This is a genomic window from Lachnospiraceae bacterium KGMB03038 (genome assembly GCA_007361935.1).
Lineage (GTDB): Bacteria > Bacillota > Clostridia > Lachnospirales > Lachnospiraceae > Massilistercora.
In genome coordinates this window covers 2,500,492-2,523,530 of the sequence record CP041667.1, presented here as the reverse complement: position 1 = coordinate 2,523,530, position 23,039 = coordinate 2,500,492, and the positions used below count along the sequence as shown (strand labels likewise).

The 23,039-nt window shown below is 49.9% G+C and carries 19 protein-coding genes; 17 read left to right on the top strand and 2 right to left on the bottom strand.

The window, feature by feature from the left end:
* Window positions 1-195: 195 nt before the first annotated feature.
* On the bottom strand, window positions 196-1,026 hold the full coding sequence (locus tag FND36_12345) for an IclR family transcriptional regulator (protein QDW74756.1): 831 nt from the start codon (window positions 1,024-1,026) through the stop codon (window positions 196-198).
* 221 nt (window positions 1,027-1,247) lie between these two features.
* Between FND36_12345 and FND36_12340 the strand changes: the two genes are divergently transcribed.
* From FND36_12340 to FND36_12280, 13 genes are all read left to right on the top strand, one after another.
* Window positions 1,248-2,597 carry an amidohydrolase gene (locus FND36_12340; GenBank protein QDW74755.1) on the top strand — a complete coding sequence of 450 codons (1,350 nt, stop codon included), beginning with the start codon at window positions 1,248-1,250 and terminating at the stop codon, window positions 2,595-2,597.
* 21 nt (window positions 2,598-2,618) lie between these two features.
* On the top strand, window positions 2,619-3,323 hold the full coding sequence (locus FND36_12335) for a DUF5058 family protein (protein QDW74754.1): 705 nt from the start codon (window positions 2,619-2,621) through the stop codon (window positions 3,321-3,323).
* Window positions 3,324-3,351: 28 nt separating this feature from the next.
* Window positions 3,352-4,038 carry a hypothetical protein gene (locus FND36_12330; protein ID QDW74753.1) on the top strand — a complete coding sequence of 229 codons (687 nt, stop codon included), beginning with the start codon at window positions 3,352-3,354 and terminating at the stop codon, window positions 4,036-4,038.
* Between the two features lie 10 nt (window positions 4,039-4,048).
* Window positions 4,049-5,434, top strand: a complete 1,386-nt coding sequence (locus FND36_12325) for an amidohydrolase (protein QDW74752.1) — start codon at window positions 4,049-4,051, stop codon at window positions 5,432-5,434.
* 11 nt (window positions 5,435-5,445) lie between these two features.
* Window positions 5,446-6,135: a hypothetical protein gene (locus FND36_12320; protein ID QDW74751.1), complete on the top strand. Its 690-nt coding sequence runs from the start codon at window positions 5,446-5,448 to the stop codon at window positions 6,133-6,135.
* Window positions 6,136-6,152: 17 nt separating this feature from the next.
* Window positions 6,153-7,091: an AEC family transporter gene (locus FND36_12315; GenBank protein QDW74750.1), complete on the top strand. Its 939-nt coding sequence runs from the start codon at window positions 6,153-6,155 to the stop codon at window positions 7,089-7,091.
* Between the two features lie 13 nt (window positions 7,092-7,104).
* Entirely contained in the window at window positions 7,105-8,397 is a 1,293-nt protein-coding gene (locus tag FND36_12310; protein ID QDW74749.1) for a serine dehydratase subunit alpha family protein, read from the top strand.
* The gene (locus FND36_12305; protein ID QDW74748.1) at window positions 8,390-9,466 is read left to right on the top strand and encodes an aminopeptidase P family protein; all 1,077 of its coding nucleotides are present in this window, start codon (window positions 8,390-8,392) and stop codon (window positions 9,464-9,466) included. Before FND36_12310 ends, FND36_12305 begins: the two co-directional genes overlap by 8 nt.
* 143 nt (window positions 9,467-9,609) lie before the next feature.
* On the top strand, window positions 9,610-10,518 hold the full coding sequence (locus FND36_12300) for a DUF2156 domain-containing protein (GenBank protein ID QDW74747.1): 909 nt from the start codon (window positions 9,610-9,612) through the stop codon (window positions 10,516-10,518).
* A 3-nt stretch (window positions 10,519-10,521) separates the two neighbouring features.
* Entirely contained in the window at window positions 10,522-11,709 is a 1,188-nt protein-coding gene (locus FND36_12295) for a pyridoxal phosphate-dependent aminotransferase (protein QDW74746.1), read from the top strand.
* A gap of 24 nt (window positions 11,710-11,733) precedes the next feature.
* Entirely contained in the window at window positions 11,734-12,789 is a 1,056-nt protein-coding gene (locus tag FND36_12290) for a histidinol-phosphate transaminase (protein QDW74745.1), read from the top strand.
* A gap of 16 nt (window positions 12,790-12,805) precedes the next feature.
* Window positions 12,806-13,654 (top strand): DUF368 domain-containing protein, encoded by an 849-nt coding sequence (locus tag FND36_12285; GenBank protein QDW74744.1) that lies wholly within the window; start codon window positions 12,806-12,808, stop codon window positions 13,652-13,654.
* A gap of 24 nt (window positions 13,655-13,678) precedes the next feature.
* Window positions 13,679-14,650, top strand: a complete 972-nt coding sequence (locus FND36_12280; protein QDW74743.1) for a carbohydrate kinase — start codon at window positions 13,679-13,681, stop codon at window positions 14,648-14,650.
* Here FND36_12280 and FND36_12275 read toward each other — a convergent pair.
* Window positions 14,647-15,000: a helix-turn-helix transcriptional regulator gene (locus FND36_12275; GenBank protein ID QDW74742.1), complete on the bottom strand. Its 354-nt coding sequence runs from the start codon at window positions 14,998-15,000 to the stop codon at window positions 14,647-14,649. The two genes, FND36_12280 and FND36_12275, sit on opposite strands and share 4 nt — an antisense overlap.
* 200 nt (window positions 15,001-15,200) lie before the next feature.
* On the opposite strand from FND36_12275, the gene FND36_12270 reads away from it, so the two are divergent.
* The 4 genes from FND36_12270 to FND36_12255 all read left to right on the top strand — a co-directional run bounded on the left by FND36_12270 (window position 15,201) and on the right by FND36_12255 (window position 22,988).
* On the top strand, window positions 15,201-15,662 hold the full coding sequence (locus FND36_12270; GenBank protein QDW74741.1) for a hypothetical protein: 462 nt from the start codon (window positions 15,201-15,203) through the stop codon (window positions 15,660-15,662).
* Window positions 15,663-15,783: 121 nt separating this feature from the next.
* The gene (ispG, locus tag FND36_12265) at window positions 15,784-16,839 is read left to right on the top strand and encodes a flavodoxin-dependent (E)-4-hydroxy-3-methylbut-2-enyl-diphosphate synthase (protein ID QDW74740.1); all 1,056 of its coding nucleotides are present in this window, start codon (window positions 15,784-15,786) and stop codon (window positions 16,837-16,839) included.
* A complete protein-coding gene (locus FND36_12260) occupies window positions 16,832-21,343 on the top strand; it encodes a PolC-type DNA polymerase III (protein QDW74739.1) in 4,512 nt (1,503 codons plus the stop codon). Before ispG ends, FND36_12260 begins: the two co-directional genes overlap by 8 nt.
* A 382-nt stretch (window positions 21,344-21,725) precedes the next feature.
* Window positions 21,726-22,988, top strand: coding sequence for an amidohydrolase family protein (locus tag FND36_12255; GenBank protein QDW74738.1), 1,263 nt, complete (start codon window positions 21,726-21,728; stop codon window positions 22,986-22,988).
* Window positions 22,989-23,039 lie beyond the last annotated feature (51 nt).

The following is a 23,039-nucleotide window of genomic DNA, read 5'->3' as shown; positions in this document are numbered from 1 at the left end:
TATTTTAGCATATCAGCCTTGGTGGTGAGACATATGTCATGGTTTTGTATCATTAGTAATTTGCATGAATTTATAGATTGAATCAATGAATCCTGTAGTATCCAAGGTTTAAACAAAAAAAGCATATCCTTTTGAGGATACGCTTTTTATAGCCGAGATCTTATTAATGATTGATTGGGAAGATGTGTTTCTTTTTTATAGAGAAATCAGGTCATTGATTTCCTGGGCGCAGGACTTCAGAGCAGAAATGATTTGTTTTTTCTGGGCGTTTAAACTGGCCTGGGCACCGGAGACGCTGATGGAAGCAATCGCAATGCCCTGGTTGTCGAAAATGGGAACAGCATAGGCCGAAAGCCCCAGGATGGCATCTCCCTCATTCTCTGCCATACCGCTGCTATGGATTTCCTGAATCAGATTTCGCAGTTCCGCGCCATTTTTGAGCCCCAGACCGTTGTGCTGGATGAAATCTGCTTCCTGAAGATAGGCCTCGATCTTCTCAGGTTCCGCATAGGCCAGGAGAACTCTTCCGCTTGCCGCTGAGTGGGCGGGAGTGATAAATCCGGTCACAGTCTTGTAACTGATGGGAGATGAGCCGATGACTCGATCGGCTACGATCACGTCCGTCTGAGAGTTCCAGACGACCAGGTGGGCGGTTTCATGAAATTGATGGCTGAGCTTTTCCAGGTAAGGGTGCACGATCCGGGTGATCTCCATACGCCGGGTCACCACTTCTCCAAGGGAGGCAAGCTTGATGCTGAGCCGATACTTGGCATAGCTGCTTTTCGCGACAAAATTATGCTGCTCCAGGGTATAGAGAAGACGGAAAGCGGTAGCCTTTCCGATGCCCATAAGTTGGGAGACCTCTAAGGCGCTGAGTTCCTCATGCTGGCCAAGCAGCTCGATGATAGAGAGAGCATTGCTCACGGATTGCAGCAGGTATGGGTTTTTAACAGATTCTTCCATTTTAAACGGATTCCTTTCTTTCGATCTTTTGGCTGTCAAATAGCTTCTATATACAGTCATCATATAACAGTTTTCAACGAAATGTAAAGATTATTGAGAAATTAAATTTCGTATACAGAAATTTAATGGCGATTATTACAGAAAATAAAAAGCCAAAATTAGACAAAATAATGAAAAAAAAGAAGATGTGAATTTAAGGTTTACAAATATTTTTTGAACTTTTATAATACAGTAAAACATATAGAGAAACAAAAATTCGTATAAAGAAACCATAGATAGGGGGAATGAAAATGGATCGGATCGAACAGCGGATTATGAAGATCATAGAAGACAGAAAAGAAGAGATCGCCGCCATGGGGAGAGACATCTACGCGCATGCGGAAATGGGATTCAGAGAATACCGGACGGCGGGAAAAGTCACGGAAGCGCTGGAAGGACTGGGGATCAGGTGCAAGACGGGGCTTGCGGTCACAGGAGTGAAAGGATATCTGAAACCAACGGAACCGGGAGAGCCGGTAATCGCGGTAGTTGGAGAGATGGACGCGCTTCCGGTGGACAATCATCCATACACGAATCCAGTGACGGGCGCCGCCCACTGTTGCGGACACAACGCCCAGATCGCGGGGCTTTATGGAGCGGCGATCGCTCTGAGCGACCCGGAGGTAAGAGAAAGTCTGGGGGGAAATGTGGCGTTCCTGGCAGTTCCCTCAGAGGAATTTGTAGATATTGAATTTAAAAACAATCTGATGGAGAAGGGAGTGATCCAATTTGGCGGGGGGAAAAGTGAACTGATTCGCCTTGGCGTATTCGATGATATCTCGGCCGCCATCGGTCATCACATTACTCCAGACGTGCCTGGATTTATCCTGGCAAACGGAAGTACCAATGGATTTGTCAATAAGATCGCCTATTTCCATGGAAAGGCGGCTCATGCCGCCAGTTTCCCAGACAGAGGGGCAGACGCGCTGAACGCGGCCCTTCTTGCCATGCACAGCATTGATCTGCAGAGGGAGACATTCCGGGATGAGGACAGTGTAAGGATACACAGTTTTCTTCCTAAGGCAGGAGAAGCGATGAATATCATCGCGGACCACTCATGTATTGAAAGTTCCGTAAGGGCCAAGAATATCCGGGCAATCCTGGATGGGGAGCGGAAATATGACCGCTCGGTCCGGGCCGGGGCCATAGGGCTTGGCTGCGAAGCAGAAGTGATCACGATTCCCGGCTATCTGCCCACAATTCCGGTGAAAGACACGGAAGTGATGGAACAAGTGCTTTTGGATCTGTCCAAAGAAGAAAAAGAAAGGGGGCTTGACTATCCGGTGCAGTACCGGAACGCGGATTTCCATGAAGCGGGGTCTACCGATTTTGGAGAAGTGTCCCATATCCTTCCACTGTACCAGTTTCGGACAGGAGGATACGCAGGAGAACTCCATGATGCAGGCATTTTCGTAAATGACGAGCAGCTTGCCTACATAGAACCGGCAAAGATCTTTGCGCTGACGGTCTATCGGATGCTGAAGGATGGAGGAAAGAAGATCAAAGAGATCACAGAAGCATTTGAACCGCAGATGACCAAGGAAGAATATCTGGCTTATATGGAAAAAATGAAACGAACGGAATGGATGAAGTAGAGTAGAAAAGGAGGAATTTTCATGAATTACTTAGAAATCGCAAATAGTCTTACGATGTGGCTGGTCTGTCTGCCGCCGATTGTATATCTTGTGGTCGTAGCTTACGTCTTTTATAAAAAATCTATCAACGTAGGTCTGGAAATGGGAATCAGCAAGAAGCAGTTCCACAGCGCTGTCACAAGCTCGGCGGTATCAACCATCGGTCCCTCGCTGGTAGTCTTGTTCAGTATGGTTCCGCTGATCATTTCCCTTGGAGGGCCGATCGCCTGGCTGCGTCTGGACTATATCGGGTTCATCATCTATGAGTTGGGATGCGCGGAGGCAACGGCGAATACGGCGGGAACCACCTTGGGATCACCGGAGATGACGGTAACCATCTTCGTCAGCGCCGTGTGGGTCATGACTTTATGCTGCCTTCCATATATCATCTGCGCCATCATCTTTACGCCTCAGATGGAAAAGGTCAAAAGCAAGATAGCAGATAAAAACCCAGTAATTTTAGGAATTATTTCTGTAGCAGGTATGCTGGGTGTGTTTTCAAATCTGGCGTTAGACCGGGTGATTCCTTTTTCTCTGTCTGGAGAAGTGATCGCGACGATCGCGGGATTTGCCATCAGCGTGCTGGTGATGGTATACGCAAAGAAATCAGGGAAAGCGTGGCCGCGGAAATATGGTCTTACCATCGCCATGATAGGCGGTATGCTGATCGGATGTCTGTTTCTTTAATGAGTAAGAGGATTGGAGTGTGAGAAGAATGAATGAAGTATATAAGACACAGTATAAACCTTTTGTAAACCGCTGGGGCGTTCGTCTGGATATCATTGGTATGGTGTTTATCTTCCTGCCTCCGGTGGCGCTGATCCCGATGGGACATATGCCGGACTGGACGATCGTGCTGGCCACCTGTATCAGTATGATGTCTCTGGTTATGGGAGCGGCGCTGACCGAACCGATCACCTATTTTCCTGCTCTTGGCTCCGCTGGGATCTACATGGGATTTCTGTCAGGAAATGTCAGCAATATGAAGGTTCCGGCCGCTCTGGCGGCACAGGAGGCCGCGGAAGTGGAATCTGGGACGGAAGAGGGAGAAGTTGTGGCAACGGTAGGGATCTCCGTATCTGTTGTAGTGAACCTGGTCATCCTTACCATCGGCGCCTTATTCGGGACGATGATCGTGGGCGTACTGCCGGAAAGTGTGACTTCCGCTATGAACCTGCTCCTTCCGGCCCTGTTTGGTTCTATGCTGGCAAATGCGGTGGTAGGAAAACCAAAGCTTGCGCTTTACGTGGTGCCGGTCGCGTTTATCATCAAATTCGCGCAGAATATGGGCTTCCTGTCGTTCATCCCGGCCACAGCCCTCTCTGCTTTGGTACCACTGGTGATCGTATTTGGCGCCATGGGCATCGCGCTGTTTCTGTTTAGAAAAAATGTGATCAAATAGGAGGCGCGCCATGCAGGGAGATAAGATCATAAAAGAGATTGAAGAGCACAGAGATAAACTTTGGGATCTGGAACAAAAGATCTGGAAGCAGCCAGAAGGAGCGCTGCATGAGGAAAAGGCCGCGGCCTGGACCGCCAGCCTGCTGGAAGAGGCTGGGTTCCAGGTGGAGCGGGGGATCTATGGACTTTCTACCGCCTTCCGGGCGGTCTGGGGAGAAGGGAAGCCGGCCATCGGATTCCTTGGAGAGTACGATGCCCTTCCCGGCCTGGCTCAGTCAGTATCCACAGAAAAAGAAGAGATCGAAGGCCAGGCGTGGGGTCATGGCTGCTGTCACAATCTATTAGGGATGGCAGCGGCGGCGGCCGCCATCGGTCTGAAAGCGGAACTGGAACAAAACAAGGCCAAAGGAAGCGTGATCTACTATGGCTGTCCGGCAGAGGAAACACTAAAAGGCAAACCAGTCATGGCTGCCAGGGGAGCTTTCCGGGATCTGGATGCGGTGATCGCGAACCATCCTGCCTATTCCACAGAAGTTTCCTATGGAACTACACAGGGGTGCAGGGGATTCATCGTCCGTTTCCACGGGACCCCTTCTCACGCGGGACTGTCTCCCGAACTGGGAAGAAGCGCCCTGGATGCCCTGGAATTGGCCAATGTGGGGATCAATTTCCTGCGGGAGCATGTAGCCGACGATGTGCGTATGAGTTACATTATCAACCAGGGCGGCCAGGCGGCCAATATCGTTCCTGATTACGCGGAGGGCACTTATACCGTTCGAGCCTTAGACAGCGCCAGGATCGACGATGCCTTTGAACGGGTGAAAAACATCATGGAAGGAGCGGCCCTGATGACCGGGACCAAGTGTGAGGTGGAAGAGACGGGAGGCTGCTATCCCATCCTGAACAATCCAACCCTGGTGGAGCTAGTCCATTCGTGTATGGAAGAGCTGGAAGGGGAAATGGAGCCCTATACGGAAGAAGAACTGGCTTTCGCGGAAAAGATCAGCGAGACTATGCCGGAAGAGTCTGTGCGCAGGAAAGAAAAAGCCTATGGGGTGACGAAAGAAAATCCCATGCAGTTTGGAGTGCGCCCGGTGGGGATTTATGATATCCCGGGAGGCTTTGACGTAGGCGATGTGTCCCATATCGTCCCCACGGCGTTTTTCCAGAATACGGCGTATCCGCCGGGACTGGTGGCCCACACCTGGCAGGTGACGGCCTGCGCTGGTCATCCAATGGCATTCAAGGGAAGCGTGTACGCGGCGAAAGTCATGGCTCTTGCCGGATTAAAGCTGATAGAAAACAGCGAACTGATGGAGCAGGCAAAAGCCGCGTTTGAGAGCCAGATGACAGGAAAGAGCTATCACTCCTACTGCCACGACCTGAAAGAAGGATAAGGAGACTTAGTATGAGCTTTACGGAGAAGACCCAGGCATACATTGTGGGGAAATACTACGAGAAGTTGTGGGAGAAAAAAGGAGAGCAGGGAAAGGCGGTCTTTGTCCACGCGGTCAAGCATTACGCGATGCAGAGAGGAAGCCGGATGGCTCAAAGGGTGTTAAGGGATGGAGGAAAATTGGATTATGCCTCCTTCTGCCGGTATGGAGAGTGGGCGCCTTCCAGAGAAATGCTGGATGCGGGGACTGCCTGTGTGAAACAGGTAGTTCGTAACTCGCCGGACTATGAGTACCATATCACCCGCTGTCCCTGGCATCAGCAGTTCCAGGAGATGGGACAGTCAGAAGCAGGAAGGCTTTACTGTGGCTGTCTGGATGAAGCGATCTTAAGAGGCTTCAATGATGAGATCCCGTTTCATACGGCGGCCACCCTCCATGAAAGCGACCAGTGCGTCTTTGTGGTCAAAGATGCCCAGATGCCGCCGGAGGGCTCCCTGACTCCCAGAAAAGGAGCGGTCCGGGATTTTGCTTACCACTGTGCCCATACCTATTATTCGTTTGCGGAAATGATAGAGTCGGTGCTGGGGGAAGAAGGAAAAGAGATTGTAAAAACCGTGTTTTGTGATTTTAGGAAAACCTGGGGGCAGGAGATGGCAGATCAGATAGAATCCTATCAAACGGAAAATTTTAATATATACTGATACTGAAAAGAAAGGAAATGGAAGTGGATATCTTTGGGATTCTGATAGAACAGATCGGTTTATTTGCGATCTATATCATCATTGGCGTCATCATGGTGAAATCGGGAGTGCTGGATGCGGTTTCTCTGGAAGCAATCTCGCGTTTTGTCCTAAAAATGGCATTGCCGGTCATGAACTTTACAAGTATTGTCCACAATGTGGACCGGGCAGATCTGCTTTCATCCTTTCCGATTCTTTTACTTGCTGTTGTATTTTATATATTTATGTTTGGCGCGGCAAAAGGAATGACCTGCTTATTCAGGATCAAAGCAGAGCAAAAGGGCGTATATCAGGCTCTTGCAATGTTCGGGAATATTGGATTTATGGGAATTCCGATCATTACCAGCATTTTCCCGGAAAAAGGAATGCTGTATATTTCTATTTTTTTGATCATAGACCAACTGACTTTATGGACGGTGGGAGTGAAACTGCTCACATCTTCTAAAGAGGAAAGATTTAATCCCTGGAAGTTGCTCAACCCTGCCTCGGTGTCGATTGTTTTGGCGGTAGTCTGTGTGATAGGCATGGTGCCAGTCCCGGAAATCCTGGATAGCGCGCTGCAAAAAATAACTACCGGAGCGACGCCGATGGCTATGATCTATCTGGGCGGTCTGTTTGCCTGCGCGGATATCCGAAAATATATAACCCAAAAAGAGCTGTACGGAATCGTGGGAATTAAGATGTGTTTGATCCCAATTTTGCTTTATCTTCTGCTAGAGCAGTTTCTGCTGGATAAAAATCTAGGCGTGACGGTGGCGCTTATAGCAGGAATGCCTACGATGTCAGCAGTCGTAATAATGGCAAAAGGGTATGGGGCAGATGGAGACTGCGCGATGGGCAGCATTGTCGTGACCACAGTCTGCTCTGCCGTGACACTTCCGACAGTCTTCTGGGTTCTGCAATATTTACTTGTATAGGAGGAAAGGCATAATGAAACGGACAGATGAAAAATACCAGGCCTATATCAGGATCCTGGAAGAAGAACTGGTGCCGGCAATGGGATGTACGGAACCGATCGCCCTTGCCTATGCCGCCGCGCGGGCAAGGGAAGTCCTGGGAGCGGCGCCGGACCGGGTAGAGATCCGGGCCAGCGGAAGTATCATTAAAAATGTAAAGAGCGTGATCGTTCCCAACACCGGGAAGATGAAAGGGATTCCGGCGGCAGCGGCAGCCGGGATCGTGGCGGGAGACGCCGGGAAAAAGCTGGAAGTGCTTGCCGGCATTTCCGGGGAAAAGATTCCCCAGATCAAAGATTTTCTGGAACAAGTACCGATCCACGTGGAGCATCTGGAAGACGGGGAGGTATTTGATCTGATCGTTGCAGAATATAATGGGAAAGACAGCGCCATGGTGCGCATTACCGATTATCATACGAATATCGTTCGGATCGAGAAAGACGGGGAAGTTTTATTTGCCGCAGATCATACAGAAGGTGAGGAGGATCCTGAGACGGACAGAAGTCTTCTGAACATGGAGGATATCTGGGACTTTGTGCAGTCTGTGGAAATCCAGGATATCCGGGAACTTCTGACAAGGCAGGCGGATTATAATACAGCTATCGCCCAGGAAGGTCTGAAAGGAGACTACGGGGCAAATATTGGGAAGATCCTGTTAAAAAGCGGCGGGGACGGAGTGCAGAACAGGGCAAAGGCTATGGCGGCCGCTGGGTCGGACGCGAGAATGAATGGCTGTGAGTTGCCGGTAGTAATCAACGCAGGAAGCGGGAATCAGGGAATGACTTGTTCCCTGCCGGTCCTGGAGTATGCCAAAGAACTTCAGGCGGACGAAGAGACCTGCCTGCGGGCGCTGGCCCTTTCCAACCTGACGGCCATCCATCAGAAGACAGGGATCGGAAGGCTGTCTGCCTACTGCGGAGCGGTAAGCGCCGGAGCGGCAGCGGGAACAGGGATCGCATATCTGTGCGGCGGAGATTATGAGACGATCATCCATACCTTGGTGAACGCTCTTGCAATTACGTCAGGGATCGTGTGCGACGGAGCAAAGGCTTCCTGCGCGGCCAAGATTGCCCAGTCGGTGGAAGCAGGGATCCTGGGGTATCAAATGTACCAGAACGGCCAGCAGTTTTACGCGGGCGACGGGATCGTGACGAAAGGTGTGGAAGCTACCATTTCGAATGTGGGATATTTGGGAAGAGTCGGCATGAAAGAAACCAATACGGAGATCATCAAGATGATGCTCGCGGGAGGTGGAGCGCATGAATAACGCAAGGTTAAACCGGATACTGGACGAGATGGGCAAACGGAAGGTTCCCCAGTTACTTATCACAGACCCGGCTTCTATCTTTTATCTGACAGGGAAGTGGATCATGCCGGGGGAACGGCTCCTTGCCCTGTATCTGAATGTGAACGGGGGACATAAGCTGGTGATCAACCGTCTGTTTCCGCAGAAGGAAGATCTGGGCGTGGAACTGGTATGGTATGACGATGTGGAGGACCCGGTAGAGATCATCGCTCGCCTGACAGAGCGGGATAAAGTGATCGGAGTGGATAAGGTATGGCCGTCCCGGTTCCTGTTAAGGCTGCAGGAGCTTAACGGGGCCAGCGGTTATGTCAATGGCTCCAGTATCGTGGACGGCGTGCGTCTGATCAAAGACGAGGAAGAACAGGAGCTTATGCGGGCGGCTGCCAGGGCCAATGACCAAATCATGGCGAAACTGGTCGAGCAGGCGAATAAAGGATACACAGAGACAGAGCTGAATGAGATTGCCTGTAAGCTATACGAAGAAAGCGGCCATTCCAAAACAATCTATAAGCCGATCACAGCTTATGGGAAGGGCTGCGCGGATCCCCACCATGTGACGGATAACACCAAAGGGAAACAAGGTGACTGTGTGCTCTTTGACATCGGCGGCAATCTCAATGGATATTGCTCTGATATGACAAGAACGGTATTTCTCGGAGAAGTATCGGAAAAAGCGCGTGAGATCTATGAGATCGTCAGAGAAGCACAGATCCGCGGGATTGCGGCCGCAAAGCCGGGGAACCGCATGTGCGATGTGGATCATGCCTGCAGGAGTTATATTGAAGAAAAAGGGTATGGGCCATATTTTACACACAGGACCGGACATTCGATCGGGATCGAACCCCATGAGACCGGGGACGTGTCGGCGGTCAATCAGGAGATTATCCGTCCGGGCCAGTTTTTTTCCGTAGAGCCGGGAATTTATCTGAGAGAAGAAGGAATCGGCGTGCGGATTGAAGATCTGGTGCTGATTACAAAAGATGGTTGTGAGGTACTTACTCATTATACAAAAGAATTAAAAATTATTTAACGTTACTAAAAAGGGACAGGGCATTTTCAATCGGGGCCGGGGGATTTTTAAAAATCCCCCGGCCCCGATTGTAAGATGTGGGAGAAAATGGTATACTAAAACACGTGTACCGAAAAGATATAGAATCAATAGAAGGAAAAGACATGGAAGAGAGTCAATTTAAAAAAGCAGAATTAGAAGATAAGGAAATCATTTCTCATTATTTTAAGCACCATACCAGCAGGAGCTGTGAGAGGACTTTTGTAAACGTGTTTTTATGGTCCCGGCAGTACCCGGTCAAATGGGCGGTCATTGAGGGAGCGCTGGTGTTTAAGAGTCAGAATGACAGCCATCTGTCCTACGCGTTCCCGGCGGGAGAGGATGAAGCTGTGAAAAACGCCCTGGAAGAGATGATGGAATTCAGCCGGCGGGCAGGCTTCCCGTTTCGTATGTACAATGTGACGCCCAGCGATTTTGAACGGCTGGAACAGTGGTATCCGGGAAGGTTCCAGGTGGAGTACGACCGGGATCAGGCGGATTACGTCTATGAGTCGGAGAAACTGATCACTCTGTCCGGGAAAAAGCTCCATGGAAAGAGAAATCATATCAATAAGTTTAAGAACCTGTACGAAGGGCGCTGGAGCTACGAGCCGATCCGCAGAGAGAATCTGGAAGAGTGTTTTCAGATGGCTCTGAAATGGAGAAAGGATAATGGCTGTGATGAGGATGAAGAAAAAAACGCGGAAATGTGCGTAACCCTCAACGCGCTGCGGCTGTTTGAGGAGCTGGAGCTGAAAGGCGGACTTCTCCGCGTGGACGGCCAGATCGTAGCGTTTACTTTAGGAGAGCCGATTTGTTCGGATACTTTTGTGGTCCATATTGAGAAAGCGTTCGCGGAAGTACCTGGAGCGTATACTATGATCAACCAGCAGTTCGCGGAACATGAATGCAGGGAGTACCAGTATATCAACCGGGAGGAAGACACAGGTTCGGAAGGACTCAGGAAAGCCAAGCTTTCCTACCGTCCGGCATTTATGGTAGAAAAAGGAACTGTTGCAGAAAAGGAGAGATAAGCGATGATAGCAGAGAAAATGAAAGGACTGGTGGCAAATAGTTCTGCCATCCGGGCAATGTTCGAGGAAGGAAACCGTCTGGCAGGTATCTACGGGGCGGAAAATGTATTTGATTTCAGTCTTGGCAATCCCAATGTGCCGGCGCCGGAAGCGGTTAAGAAAGCCATTATAGAGCTTTTGGATGAGGACGACCCGCTGGTGCTCCACGGGTATACCAACAGCAACAGCGGGTACGCTGACGTACGGCAGACGGTGGCCGACTCTTTAAATGAACGTTTTGGCACTCATTTTGAGGGGAAGAACATCATCATGACGGTGGGGGCGGCAGGAGGCCTGAATGTGATCCTCAAAAGCCTGATCAATCCGGGAGATGAGGTGATCACGTTTGCCCCGTACTTTGGAGAGTATCGTGCTTATACCAGCAATTATGATGGGGTTTTAGTGGAGATTTCCCCGGATACAGAGACCTTCCAGCCCAAATTAGATGAGTTTGAGGCCAAGATCACACCGAAGACGAAAGCGGTGATCATCAATACGCCCAACAATCCGACGGGAGTGGTCTACTCTGAGGATACCATCAAGAAGCTGGCGGCTATTATGGAACAGAAACAGCAGGAATATGGAACAGAGATTTATCTGATCTCAGACGAGCCCTACCGGGAGCTGGTCTATGACGGGGCGGAAGTGCCATATCTGACCAAGTATTATGCCAATACGATCGTGGGATATTCTTACAGTAAGTCTCTTTCCCTTCCGGGAGAGCGGATCGGTTATCTGGTGATTCCGGATGAAGTGAAAGACAGCGCGGATCTTTTGACGGCGGCCAACGTGGCTACCAGGATCTTGGGCTTTGTCAATGCGCCTACCCTTCAGCAGAAGGTAGTTGCCAAATGTATCCATGAGAAGACGGATGTATCTTATTATGACAGAAATAGAGAAACTTTATATAACGGATTGACGGAGTGCGGTTTTACCTGTATCAAACCGGAAGGCGCGTTCTATCTTTTTATGAAATCCCCAATAGAAGATGAGAAAGAATTCTGCGCGGCGGCGAAGAAATACAACATTCTTCTGGTTCCGGGAAGTTCTTTCGCGTGTCCGGGATATGTGCGGATCGCCTATTGTGTCTCCTATGAAACGATCGTCAACTCCCTTCCCAAATTCCGGGAACTGGCGAAAGAATATTTCTAAGTGTATAGACAGGGGAATTGGATCATGAAAGTATTTGAGAAAAATATTCGGAAAGTACAGCCGTATGTGCCGGGGGAACAGCCCCAGCATCCGGTGATCAAACTAAATACCAATGAAAATCCTTATCCGCCGGCGCCAGGCGTGAAAAAAGCTTTGCTTGAGATGGACACAGATCTTCAGCGGCTCTATCCGGATCCAGACTGCCGGAAACTGACGCGGGCGCTTTCGGACTGGTACAATGTGGGAGAGGATCAGGTGTTTGTGGGAGTTGGTTCGGACGATGTGCTCTCCATGTGCTTTCTGACGTTTTTTAATTCAGAAAAGCCTATCCTTTTCCCGGACATTACCTATTCCTTTTATAAGGTATGGGCGGATCTTTACGGGATCCCCTATGAGTGTCAGCCGCTGGACAAGGAGTTCCGGCTGGTAAAAGAAGATTATTACAAGCCGAACGGCGGCGTTATCTTTCCAAACCCCAATGCGCCCACAGGGATCTGTGAAGACCTGGATACGATCAGAGATATCCTGGATCACAATCGGGATGTGATCGTGATCGTAGATGAGGCGTATATTGATTTTGGCGGCTGTTCCGCTTTGGAACTGCTGAACGGCTATGACAATCTGATCGTAGTCCAGACTTTCTCCAAGGCCCGGTCTATGGCGGGAATGCGTATCGGATACGCTATTGCCAGTCCCGCCCTGATCCGGTATCTGATGGATGCCAAGTTTTCTTTCAATTCTTATACTATGAATCAGGCGGCTCTTGCCTGCGGTACGGCGGCCCTTGCGGACCGGGATTATTTTGAAGAGACCATCCGGAAGATCGTAGATACCAGAGAATGGGCCAAGGCGGAATTTACCAAACTGGGATTCCGATATCTGGATTCGAAGGCCAATTTCCTGTTTGTCACCCATCCGGAGTATTCGGGCCAAGAATTGTTCCAGGCCCTGAGAGAGCAGGGAATCTACGTCCGATTCTGGGGCGGCAGCCGGATTGAGGACTATTTGAGAGTCACCATTGGTACGAGAGAAGAGATGGAGAAACTATTTGGATTTTTGAGAGAATATATAAAAGGGTAAAGGAGATTTTTAGAGAATGCTCAAAAAAATACTTCAAGGGCTTGTGATCGGAATCGCGAATATCATTCCGGGAGTCAGCGGCGGTACGATGATGGTAGCGATGGGGATCTATGACAAACTGATCCACGCGATCACCCATCTGCGGAAAGAATTTAAGGAAAGCGTGCGCTTTATGCTTCCGATCTTTATCGGGATCGCGGCGGCGATCATTGTGGCGGCACGGATCTTGGAATTTTGTTTCGCTATGTTTCCGATCCAGACGAATTTGCTATTCTGCGGATTGATCGCGGGCAGCGTACCGTTCATTTTCACCCATGTCAAGGGGAAAACCATAAAGCCGGGAATGATCGCGGCATTTCTGGTGTTTTTCCTGATCGTAGTGGGAATGGCTCTCATGGGAGAGGCAGAAGGGGCGGCGGCGGACGTTAGTTTCAGCTTGATCAATGTTCTGAAACTTTTGATCGTGGGAGTGATCGCCGCGGCAACCATGGTGGTGCCTGGAGTCAGCGGGTCTATGATGCTGATGGTCCTGGGATATTATAATACGATACTGGAAAGTATCAACGACTTCGTAGAAGCGGCGTTGTCTTTGGATATGCCGGTGATCGTGGAGAACATGCTGATATTGGTTCCTTTTGGGATCGGAGTGATCCTGGGAATCTTTCTGATCGCCAAGATTATTGAGTTTATTTTTCAGCGTGCCGAGACTCATGCTTACTGGGCGATACTGGGATTGATCCTGGCTTCCCCGATCGCGATCCTCTTAAAGACAGACTGGAGCGGCTTCTCCGTTCTGGCGATCGTGACTGGAGCAGCGGCGTTTGGGATCGGATGGTTCATTGCGTCCAAACTGGGGGATGATTAGAGAGAAAAACAGGAGGGGTAGATCATGGAGAAAATGTATGATGTGACAGCGCTGGGAGAATTGCTGGTGGATTTCCCAAAGAACGGCCAGAGCGAGCAGGGAAACGGACTGTTTGAGGCGTGTCCGGGAGGTGCTCCCTGCAATGTGCTGGCAATGCTCAACAAACTGGACAGGAAGACGGCGTTTATTGGAAAAGTAGGGAAGGATCAGTTTGGAAGGCTGTTAAAGGAGACCATCGGGGAATTAGGCATCAGCTCCAAAGGCCTTGTGCTGGATGAGGAAACCCATACGACGCTGGCCTTTGTCCATACCTTCCCGGATGGGGATCGGGAATTTTCTTTTTACCGGAATCCCGGCGCGGATATGATGCTGTCTGAAGATGAGGTGGATTATGATCTGATCAGGAATTCTAAAGTTTTTCATTTCGGCACACTGTCAATGACGGACGAGCCGGTGCGGACAGCTACGAAAAAGGCGCTGAAGACAGCCAAAGAGGCAGGATGTCTCATTACCTTCGATCCTAATTTAAGGCCGCCTTTATGGAATTCCCTGGAGGAGGCCAAGGCAATGATGGAGTATGGCTTCCAGTACTGTGATATGTTGAAGATCTCAGATAATGAGATCCAGTTCGTATCAGGGAAGGAAGATTATGAGGAAGGAATTCGCTATCTCCAGGAAAAGTACCAGATTCCGGTGATCTTTCTGACCATGGGAAAAGATGGAAGCAGGGCTTATTTCAAAGATCTTAAGGTGGAAAGAAGCGGATTCCGGGTCCGGGCGGTCGATACCACAGGGGCCGGCGATACCTTCTGCGGCTGCGCCATCCACGGCCTGCTGAAATATGGGATGAAAGATCTGAATGAAGAAACGCTGGGAGAGATCCTTTCTTACGCTAATGCGGGAGCCGCTCTGATCACAATGAAGAAGGGCGCGATCCGTTCCATGCCGGAACCGGCGGAGATTGAAAGGATGCTGCGTGGACAGGGGGATGTTTAGGTCCGGATCTGTTCCCGGTCTCTAAGTTCCAGAAGATGGATATAGGAAAGCAGATCTTTCTTGGACTGAAGAGATAGAGAACGGTATCTGGCGATGAGTTTCTGCTCGTTCTTAGGGCAATAAGTTTCCTGAGCGCAGTCTGACTCATCCGATTCGCTTTCATCCAGCAGATAGTCTATGGAAACATGGAAAAGACCGGCAAGAGCCGTCAGTTTCTCATGGGAGGGCTGGCGGTTTTTGGTTTCATACCCTGCGATCGTTGAACGAGCTACATTCAGACGGCGGGCAAGATATTCCTGGGTCATGTTATTTTCAAGCCGTAAAGTTTTTAGTTTTTTATCAAAAGACATGGCCGGTCTCCCTTCTGCTCATATTTTGGTATATTTTAACAAGTGTTGCGGTAAAGAACATGGGAAGTGTCAAATATCAACAAAGTGTTGCGCGTAAGTTCCAGAACGGAACATTAGATTATCCCGTTGACACTGTCAGGGAAAGAACCTATAATTTATTTGTAGACAGAAAAACGACAGACTTAAGGAGGAAAAAATTTATGATAGTAGCAAAAAATGACGAGGCGAAAAGAAGCCGCCTGTGGAGGACGGCACTCCTTGTTTCCTCTGTCTTGATAGTCCTGATCGTGATATTTCTGCTAACGAAATTATTTACGACGAATCCGCTGGAAGGCAGATGGGAGGACGAGAATGGGAAGATCAGTCTGAATGTTGAATCAGGCGGAGCGGCTACGGTCACAGTCTTAGAGGCGGAAAATGGAAGTCAGATCGAAGTGCCTATGGAGTATACCCTGGACCGGGACGCTAAGACGATCACCATCCATGAGGACCAGGAAGCGGTTCAGAAAATGGCGGAGGAATCCGATGGAAGCTTGACGCCGGAAAGCATTGAAGAGGCGGTGGATTCCCTGAGAGACACCTTTGATTACAGCGTAGATCAGGATACGCTTACCCTGTCAGAGCGTGAGTATGGGGATCAGATCATTTTGATCAAACAATAAGGAACATGAAGACAAGAAACTCTGCCCTCTATTTATCACCCGTTTACAGGTGAGAGGTAGAGGGATTCTTTTTACCTGGCGGGCAGCAGGAAGCCCGTGTCGGAAAGGAAAGGGAACAGGTATGTTAAGAAACGAGACGAAGAAAATAAAAATCGGAACGGTGACGATAGGCGGCGGGAACCCTGTGGCTATACAGTCTATGACAAATACCCGCACAGAAGATGTGGAAGCCACTGTGGCACAGATCCTGGCGCTTGAGCGGGCGGGATGCGAGATCATCCGCTGCGCGGTGCCCACGATGGAGGCTGCCGCGGCTCTTGCGAAGATCAAGGAACGGATCCATATTCCATTGGTGGCGGATATCCATTTTGATTATCGGCTGGCTATTGAGGCGATCCGCCATGGAGCGGATAAGATCCGGATCAATCCGGGAAATATCGGCGGCCCTGACCGGGTGAAAGCCGTGGTGGATACGGCAAAGGAAGCCGGTGTGCCTATCCGGGTAGGCGTCAACAGCGGATCTTTGGAGAAGCCGCTGATCGAGAAATATGGCGGGGTTACGGCAGAAGGCCTGGCAGAGAGCGCCATGGAGAAAGTGCATATGATCGAGGATATGGGGTACGACCAGCTGGTGGTGAGCATTAAATCCTCGGATGTGCTGATGTGCGTCAAGGCCCATGAACTGGCGGCAAAAGAATGTCCTTATCCGCTGCACGTAGGGATTACAGAATCTGGAACGCTGCTGGCTGGGAATATCAAGTCCTCCATCGGACTTGGCCTGATCCTCCATCAAGGCATCGGGGATACTATCCGGGTGTCTCTGACAGGAGACCCTGTGGAAGAGATCAAATCGGCGAAATTGATCCTTAAGACACTGGGACTTAGGAAAGGCGGGATCGAGGTGGTTTCCTGTCCTACTTGCGGGCGGACCAAGATCGATCTGATCGGCCTAGCCAACCAGGTGGAAGCCATGGTGGCGGATATTCCTCTGGATCTTAAGGTGGCGGTAATGGGCTGTGTGGTAAACGGGCCGGGGGAAGCCAAAGAAGCGGATATCGGCATCGCTGGAGGCATCGGGGAAGGATTGCTGATCAAAAAGGGACAAGTTGTGAAGAAAGTGAAAGAAGAAGAGTTATTGGAGACATTGAGACAGGAGCTGCTGCACTGGAATGAGTAAAGAGTTTTTTGAAGTATTTCCTACATTAAAAGTGGAAGAAGATATGCGGAGGCTGTTTCACGGTGTGGAAGTGCGCAAGGTGACGACAAACAGCGGCAGGGATTTTATCCGGGTACAGATCCAAAGCGGGCATCTGATCCAGAAGCAGAAGATTTATGAATTGGAGAAAATGATCAAGAATCAACTGTTTGGCCGCGCGCGGATCAGAGTAGAGATTCAGGAAGAATTCACACTTTCCGGTCAGTATACACCGGAGAATATAATGAAAGAATACTATGACAGTTTCCTGGAAGAACTGGACCAGATCAGCGTAGTAGAGCGGAATATGCTCCAAAACGCGGATATTTCCTTTCATGAGGGGAAGGTGCTCTGCCTGAAGCTGGAAGATTCCATTGTGGCCAAGGGAAAGAAGGAAGCTTTGTGTTCTTATCTGGAACATGTATATGGAGAAAGGTTTGGCTGTCCGGTAGAAGTCCATGTGCTTTATGAGGAAAAGAAAGAGAGCCTGTTGAAACACAATGAAGAAAAACTGCGCCAGGAAGTGGAAGCGATCCTGGAGCAGACAGCCGCGGTCCAGGAGGAGAAGGAAAAAGCAAAAGAGAAGGAAGAGAAACCGGACAAGAAGCAGGAGAGCGCCTCTCCTTCCGGCGGCCGGTATAGCCGGAAAGGAAACGGGGGATATGGCCGGAAAGAGAATGGATCCGGACAAAAATGGAAGAGCGATGATCCTAATCTTGTTTACGGAAGACCCTTTGATGATGAGCCTATGGAATTATTCCAAGTAGTCACAGAAATGGGAGAGATCACCATCCGGGGAAAGGTGATTCATTTTGACACCAGGGAGATCCGCAACGAGAAGACGATTGTTATGTTTGCGCTGACGGATTTTACCGATACGATCATGGTGAAGATGTTTGTAAGAAACGACCAGCTTGCGGATATCCTGGCGGAGATCAAGATGGGCGCTTTTCTGAAGCTGAAAGGTGTGACTACTATTGATAAGTTTGACGGTGAGCTGACCATCGGTTCTGTCACGGGAATACGGAAAATTCCCGACTTTACCGAATCCAGGAAGGATACATCCCCCCAAAAGCGGGTAGAGCTTCACTGCCACACCAAGATGAGCGACATGGACGGCGTTTCTGAGGTGAAGGACATTGTAAAAAGAGCCCATGACTGGGGGCATAAAGCCATCGCCATCACCGACCATGGCGTGGTGCAGGCTTTCCCGGACGCGAATCATTATATAGAGACTTTGGACAAAGACGATCCTTTTAAGATCATTTACGGGGTGGAAGGGTATCTGGTAGACGACCTTCAGGATGTGGCGGTGGGCGAAAAGGGCCAGTCCCTGAAGGATACCTATGTGGTGTTTGATATTGAGACCACCGGTTTCAGCGCGATCAGCGATAAGATCATCGAGATTGGCGCGGTGAAGGTGGAAGGGGGAAAGATCACGGAGCGGTTCAGTACCTTTGTGAATCCCGGAGTTCCCATTCCCTTTGAGATCACCCGGCTTACCAGCATCACGGACCAGATGGTGATGGAAGCGCCGGATATCCAGACGGTGCTGCCGCAGTTCCTGGAATTCGTGGGGAATGCGCCGCTGGTAGCCCATAACGCCAGTTTTGACGTGGGATTTATTGAGCAGAACTGCCGCTATCAGGATATAACGCCGGACTTTACTTCTGTAGATACGGTAGCCATGGCCAGGATTCTGCTGCCCACCCTGTCTAAGTATAAACTGAATGTGGTGGCGGGCGCCCTGCATATTTCTCTGGAAAACCACCACCGGGCGGTAGATGACGCGGGAGCTACGGCTGAGATTTTTGTAAAGTTCTTAGAGATGTTAGGGGAAAAAGGCATCCATGATCTGACGCAGCTCAATCAATATGGGGCCCAGAGCAAAGACGCGGTGAAAAAACTGCCCTCCTATCATGTGATCATTCTTGCGAAAAATGAGACAGGCAGAGTGAATCTCTACACTTTGATCTCCAAGTCCCATCTGGAATATTTTGGCCGGCATCCCAGGATTCCCAAGAGCGAGCTGTCTAAGTACCGAGAAGGGTTGATCGTGGGAAGCGCCTGTGAGGCGGGAGAACTTTATCAGGCGATCTTAAATGATAAGTCTCAGGAGCGGATCGCCAGGATCGTAAACTTCTATGATTACCTGGAAATCCAGCCTCTGGGAAACAACCGGTTTATGATCGCCAGCGATCGGATCACAAAGGTGCGCAATGAGGAAGACCTGCGGGAGATCAACCGGAAGATCGTAAAACTGGGGGAACAGTTTGGAAAACCAGTGGCAGCCACCTGCGACGTGCATTTCCTCGATCCGGAAGACGAAGTCTACCGGAGGATCATTATGACGGGGAAAGGGTTCTCCGATGCGGATGAGCAGGCGCCTTTGTACCTGCATACCACAGACGAGATGCTGGAAGAGTTTGAGTATCTGGGGTCTGCGAAAGCCAGGGAAGTGGTGATCGAGACGCCGAATAGGATCGCGGATATGGTGGAACGGATCTCCCCTGTGCGTCCGGACAAATGTCCGCCGGTGATCGAGAATTCGGATCAGACGCTGAGGGATATTTGTTATGAGAAGGCTCACTCCATGTACGGGGAGAATCTGCCTGAGGTAGTTACAGAACGGCTGGAGAGGGAACTGAATTCCATTATCTCCAATGGATTCGCGGTTATGTATATCATAGCCCAGAAGCTGGTGTGGAAGTCCAATGAGGACGGTTATCTGGTAGGGTCCAGGGGATCTGTCGGGTCCTCCTTTGTGGCCACTATGGCGGGCATTACAGAGGTGAATCCTTTAAGTCCCCACTATTACTGCAAAAACTGTCATTACAGCGATTTTGACTCTGAAGAAGTCAGGTCTTACGCGGGAGGCTGCGGATGGGATATGCCGGACAAGAACTGCCCGGTGTGCGGGGAACCTCTGGTAAAAGACGGATTTGATATCCCCTTTGAGACCTTCCTCGGATTTAAAGGGAATAAAGAACCGGATATCGACCTGAACTTTTCCGGGGACTATCAGAGCAGCGCCCACAAGTATACAGAGGTGATCTTTGGTACCGGACAGACCTTCCGGGCAGGGACCATCGCCACTTTGGCGGACAAGACGGCATTTGGCTATGTGAAGAATTATTATGAGGAACGGGGTCAGAGAAAGCGGAACTGTGAGATTGACCGGATCGTCCAGGGATGTACGGGAATCCGCAGGAGTACCGGACAGCATCCGGGAGGGATCATCGTCCTGCCTCACGGGGAAGACATTAATTCCTTTACTCCGGTGCAGCATCCGGCCAATGATACCCACACAGATATCATCACTACCCATTTTGATTATCACTCCATTGACCATAACCTGCTGAAGCTGGATATTCTGGGACATGATGATCCTACCATGATCAAGGCCCTGGAAAGCTATATCAGTTCTCCGGCCATGGACAATGAGTATAATGAGACGGATCATCGGTTTGACGCCACCAAGATTCCCCTGGATGATCCCGGTGTAATGTCCTTGTTCCACGACACATCGGCGCTGGGGATCAAGCCGGAAGATATTGGAGGATGTCCGGTAGGCTGCCTGGGAATCCCGGAATTTGGGACGGATTTCGTTATCCAGATGGTGGTAGATACCAAGCCGCAGACTTTATCTGACCTGATTCGGATCTCGGGATTGTCCCATGGAACAGACGTGTGGCTGAACAATGCCCAAGATCTGATCCGCAGCGGTACGGCTACCATTTCCACAGCCATTTGTACTCGGGACGATATCATGACCTATCTGATCAATAAGGGGATGGACAGCGAAGAGTCTTTCACCATTATGGAGCGGGTGCGAAAAGGCGCGGTGGCCAAAGGAAAATGTAAAGAATGGCCGGAGTTTAAGAAGGATATGGCAGAGCATGGGGTACCGGACTGGTACATTGGTTCCTGTGAGAAGATCAAGTACATGTTCCCCAAAGCCCACGCGGCGGCCTATGTTATGATGGCCTACCGGATCGCCTACTGCAAGATCAATTATCCTCTTGCTTATTATGGGGCGTATTTTGGAATCCGGGCGGATGCTTTCTCTTACGAGATCATGTGTCAGGGGAAAGAGAAGCTGCAGTACTATATTGACGATTATACCCGGCGCTCCGCGACCCTGAGCAAGAAGGAGCAGGACACCATGAAGGATATGCATATCGTCCAGGAGATGTACGCCAGGGGGCTGGAATTTATGCCCCTTGACATCTACCGGGCGAAAGCTACCAAGTTCCAGATCATCGATGGAAAACTCATGCCGCCCCTCAGCAGTATTGACGGGATGGGGGACAAGGCTGCGGAGGCTGTAGAGAAAGCTTCCAAAGAAGGGCCATATCTGTCCAGGGATGATTTCTGGCAGAGGACCAAGGTCAGCAAGAGCGTGATCGACTATATGGCAGAGCTGGGGCTTCTGGCCGGCCTGCCGGAATCTAACCAGCTGTCACTGTTTGAGATGAATCTGTAAGGCCCCGCTGATCAAAGGGGAGTCTTAAGCCTGTGAGCAAAATGCCGCTGATGGCGGCTGCCTCACAGGCTTTTATCATTTGTTTTGTGTCTATTTTTGAATTTGGGTTTTTGAATTGTCTATTCTGCCATCTTGTCCATGGTGGACGGCTCTGTTAATGAGCAGACAATCATTTGGGAAAGAGATCTGTGTTCGTTGGCGCCCTCAATTTTATATATGGATTTCATATATAGTTATATTTAATAAATATTTCACAATGTTGCAAAATTATCTTATAATTTAAATATAATTTAAGATTATTCGAGTAATTTAGACTATTTCCATGGAATTGAATTGCGTTAAGACAATTTTGTTATGCCGAAAAGGATAGGAGGTATGCAGCATGAGTGAAAGCAAACTGATCAAATGCGGGAAGATGTTTGACGGAATCCAGGATGTACTTCAGCCGGATATGGAGATCCTGGTTGAGGGAAACCGGATCTCTGCCGTGGGGAAAGATCTTGCCTGTCCGGAGGGGACGGAAGTGATCGACCTTACGGACTGTACCGTTACCCCAGGAATGATCGATGCCCATGTCCACAGCCAGTATATTGACTGGCCCACTCGGAATCACGACATCGTTTACCGGGGCGCGGCCTGGAAGAGTATGTGCCATCTGTATAACGCGCGGGAATCTCTATACAGAGGGTTTACGACCATCCGATCCATTGGAAATTCTACCTATGAGGCAAGAGGAAGCCTCGCGGCCAGAGAAATGATCGATCTTGGACTTTTCCCAGGAGCAAGGATGGTGGTTACGCCTCACTATATGGCGGATGTGGGAAGTCACGGAGACCATTCCCAGTATCTTCGGACCAATCCTGACCTTGCGGAAGCGTTTGCGAAAATGACGCCGACGATCGGAACCGGCGTAGACTTCTTCCGCCATGCGGTACGCAATGAGATCAAGATGGGAGCAGATTTCATTAAGATTATGATCAACGGCGGTTTCAGTACGCCGAATGACACGCCGGACGACCAGCAGCTGAGCGATGAGGAAATCAAGGTGATTATCGATACAGCTCATGCTCTCGGACGGACGGTAACCGCCCATATCTATAATTCAGAGCAGATGAAGAAGGTGGCTTTGATGGGGATCGACGGTATGGAGCATGGTTCCCTGATCACGGAAGACACCGCCAGAGTAATGGAAGAACGGGATATTTATCTGGTACCTACTTTCTGCCCTTATGACGATATCATTAACCTGAATGAAGAGTCTTTGAAGAAGAAAACGCCTCAGTTCCAGCAGAAGCTGCGCCAGTATTCGGAGAGATTGAAAGCTGGTCGGCAGACGATCATTAACAGTAAGATCCGGTTAGGCTACGGCACAGATTTCGTAGCGGTACATAACGCTTATGAAAATGGTTATGAATACGAATCCTGGCTGAATTCTGGAATTGATCCGTTCCGTGCGCTGAAAGCCGCAACCAGCGTCAATGCCGGAATTCTTGGACTGGAAGATTTGATCGGGACCATAGAGCCGGGAAAAGCGGCGGACATCTCAGCCTGGAAGAGAGATCTTTTGACAGATCCCAAGGCCCTGCTGGACTGTGCGTTTGTTATGAAAGAAGGAACGGTTTATCCGACGGTGAAGGTAGAGTAGGAGTGTGTACGATGAGAGCGGCTGGCCCGGGAGCGGCCAGCCGATTTAAGA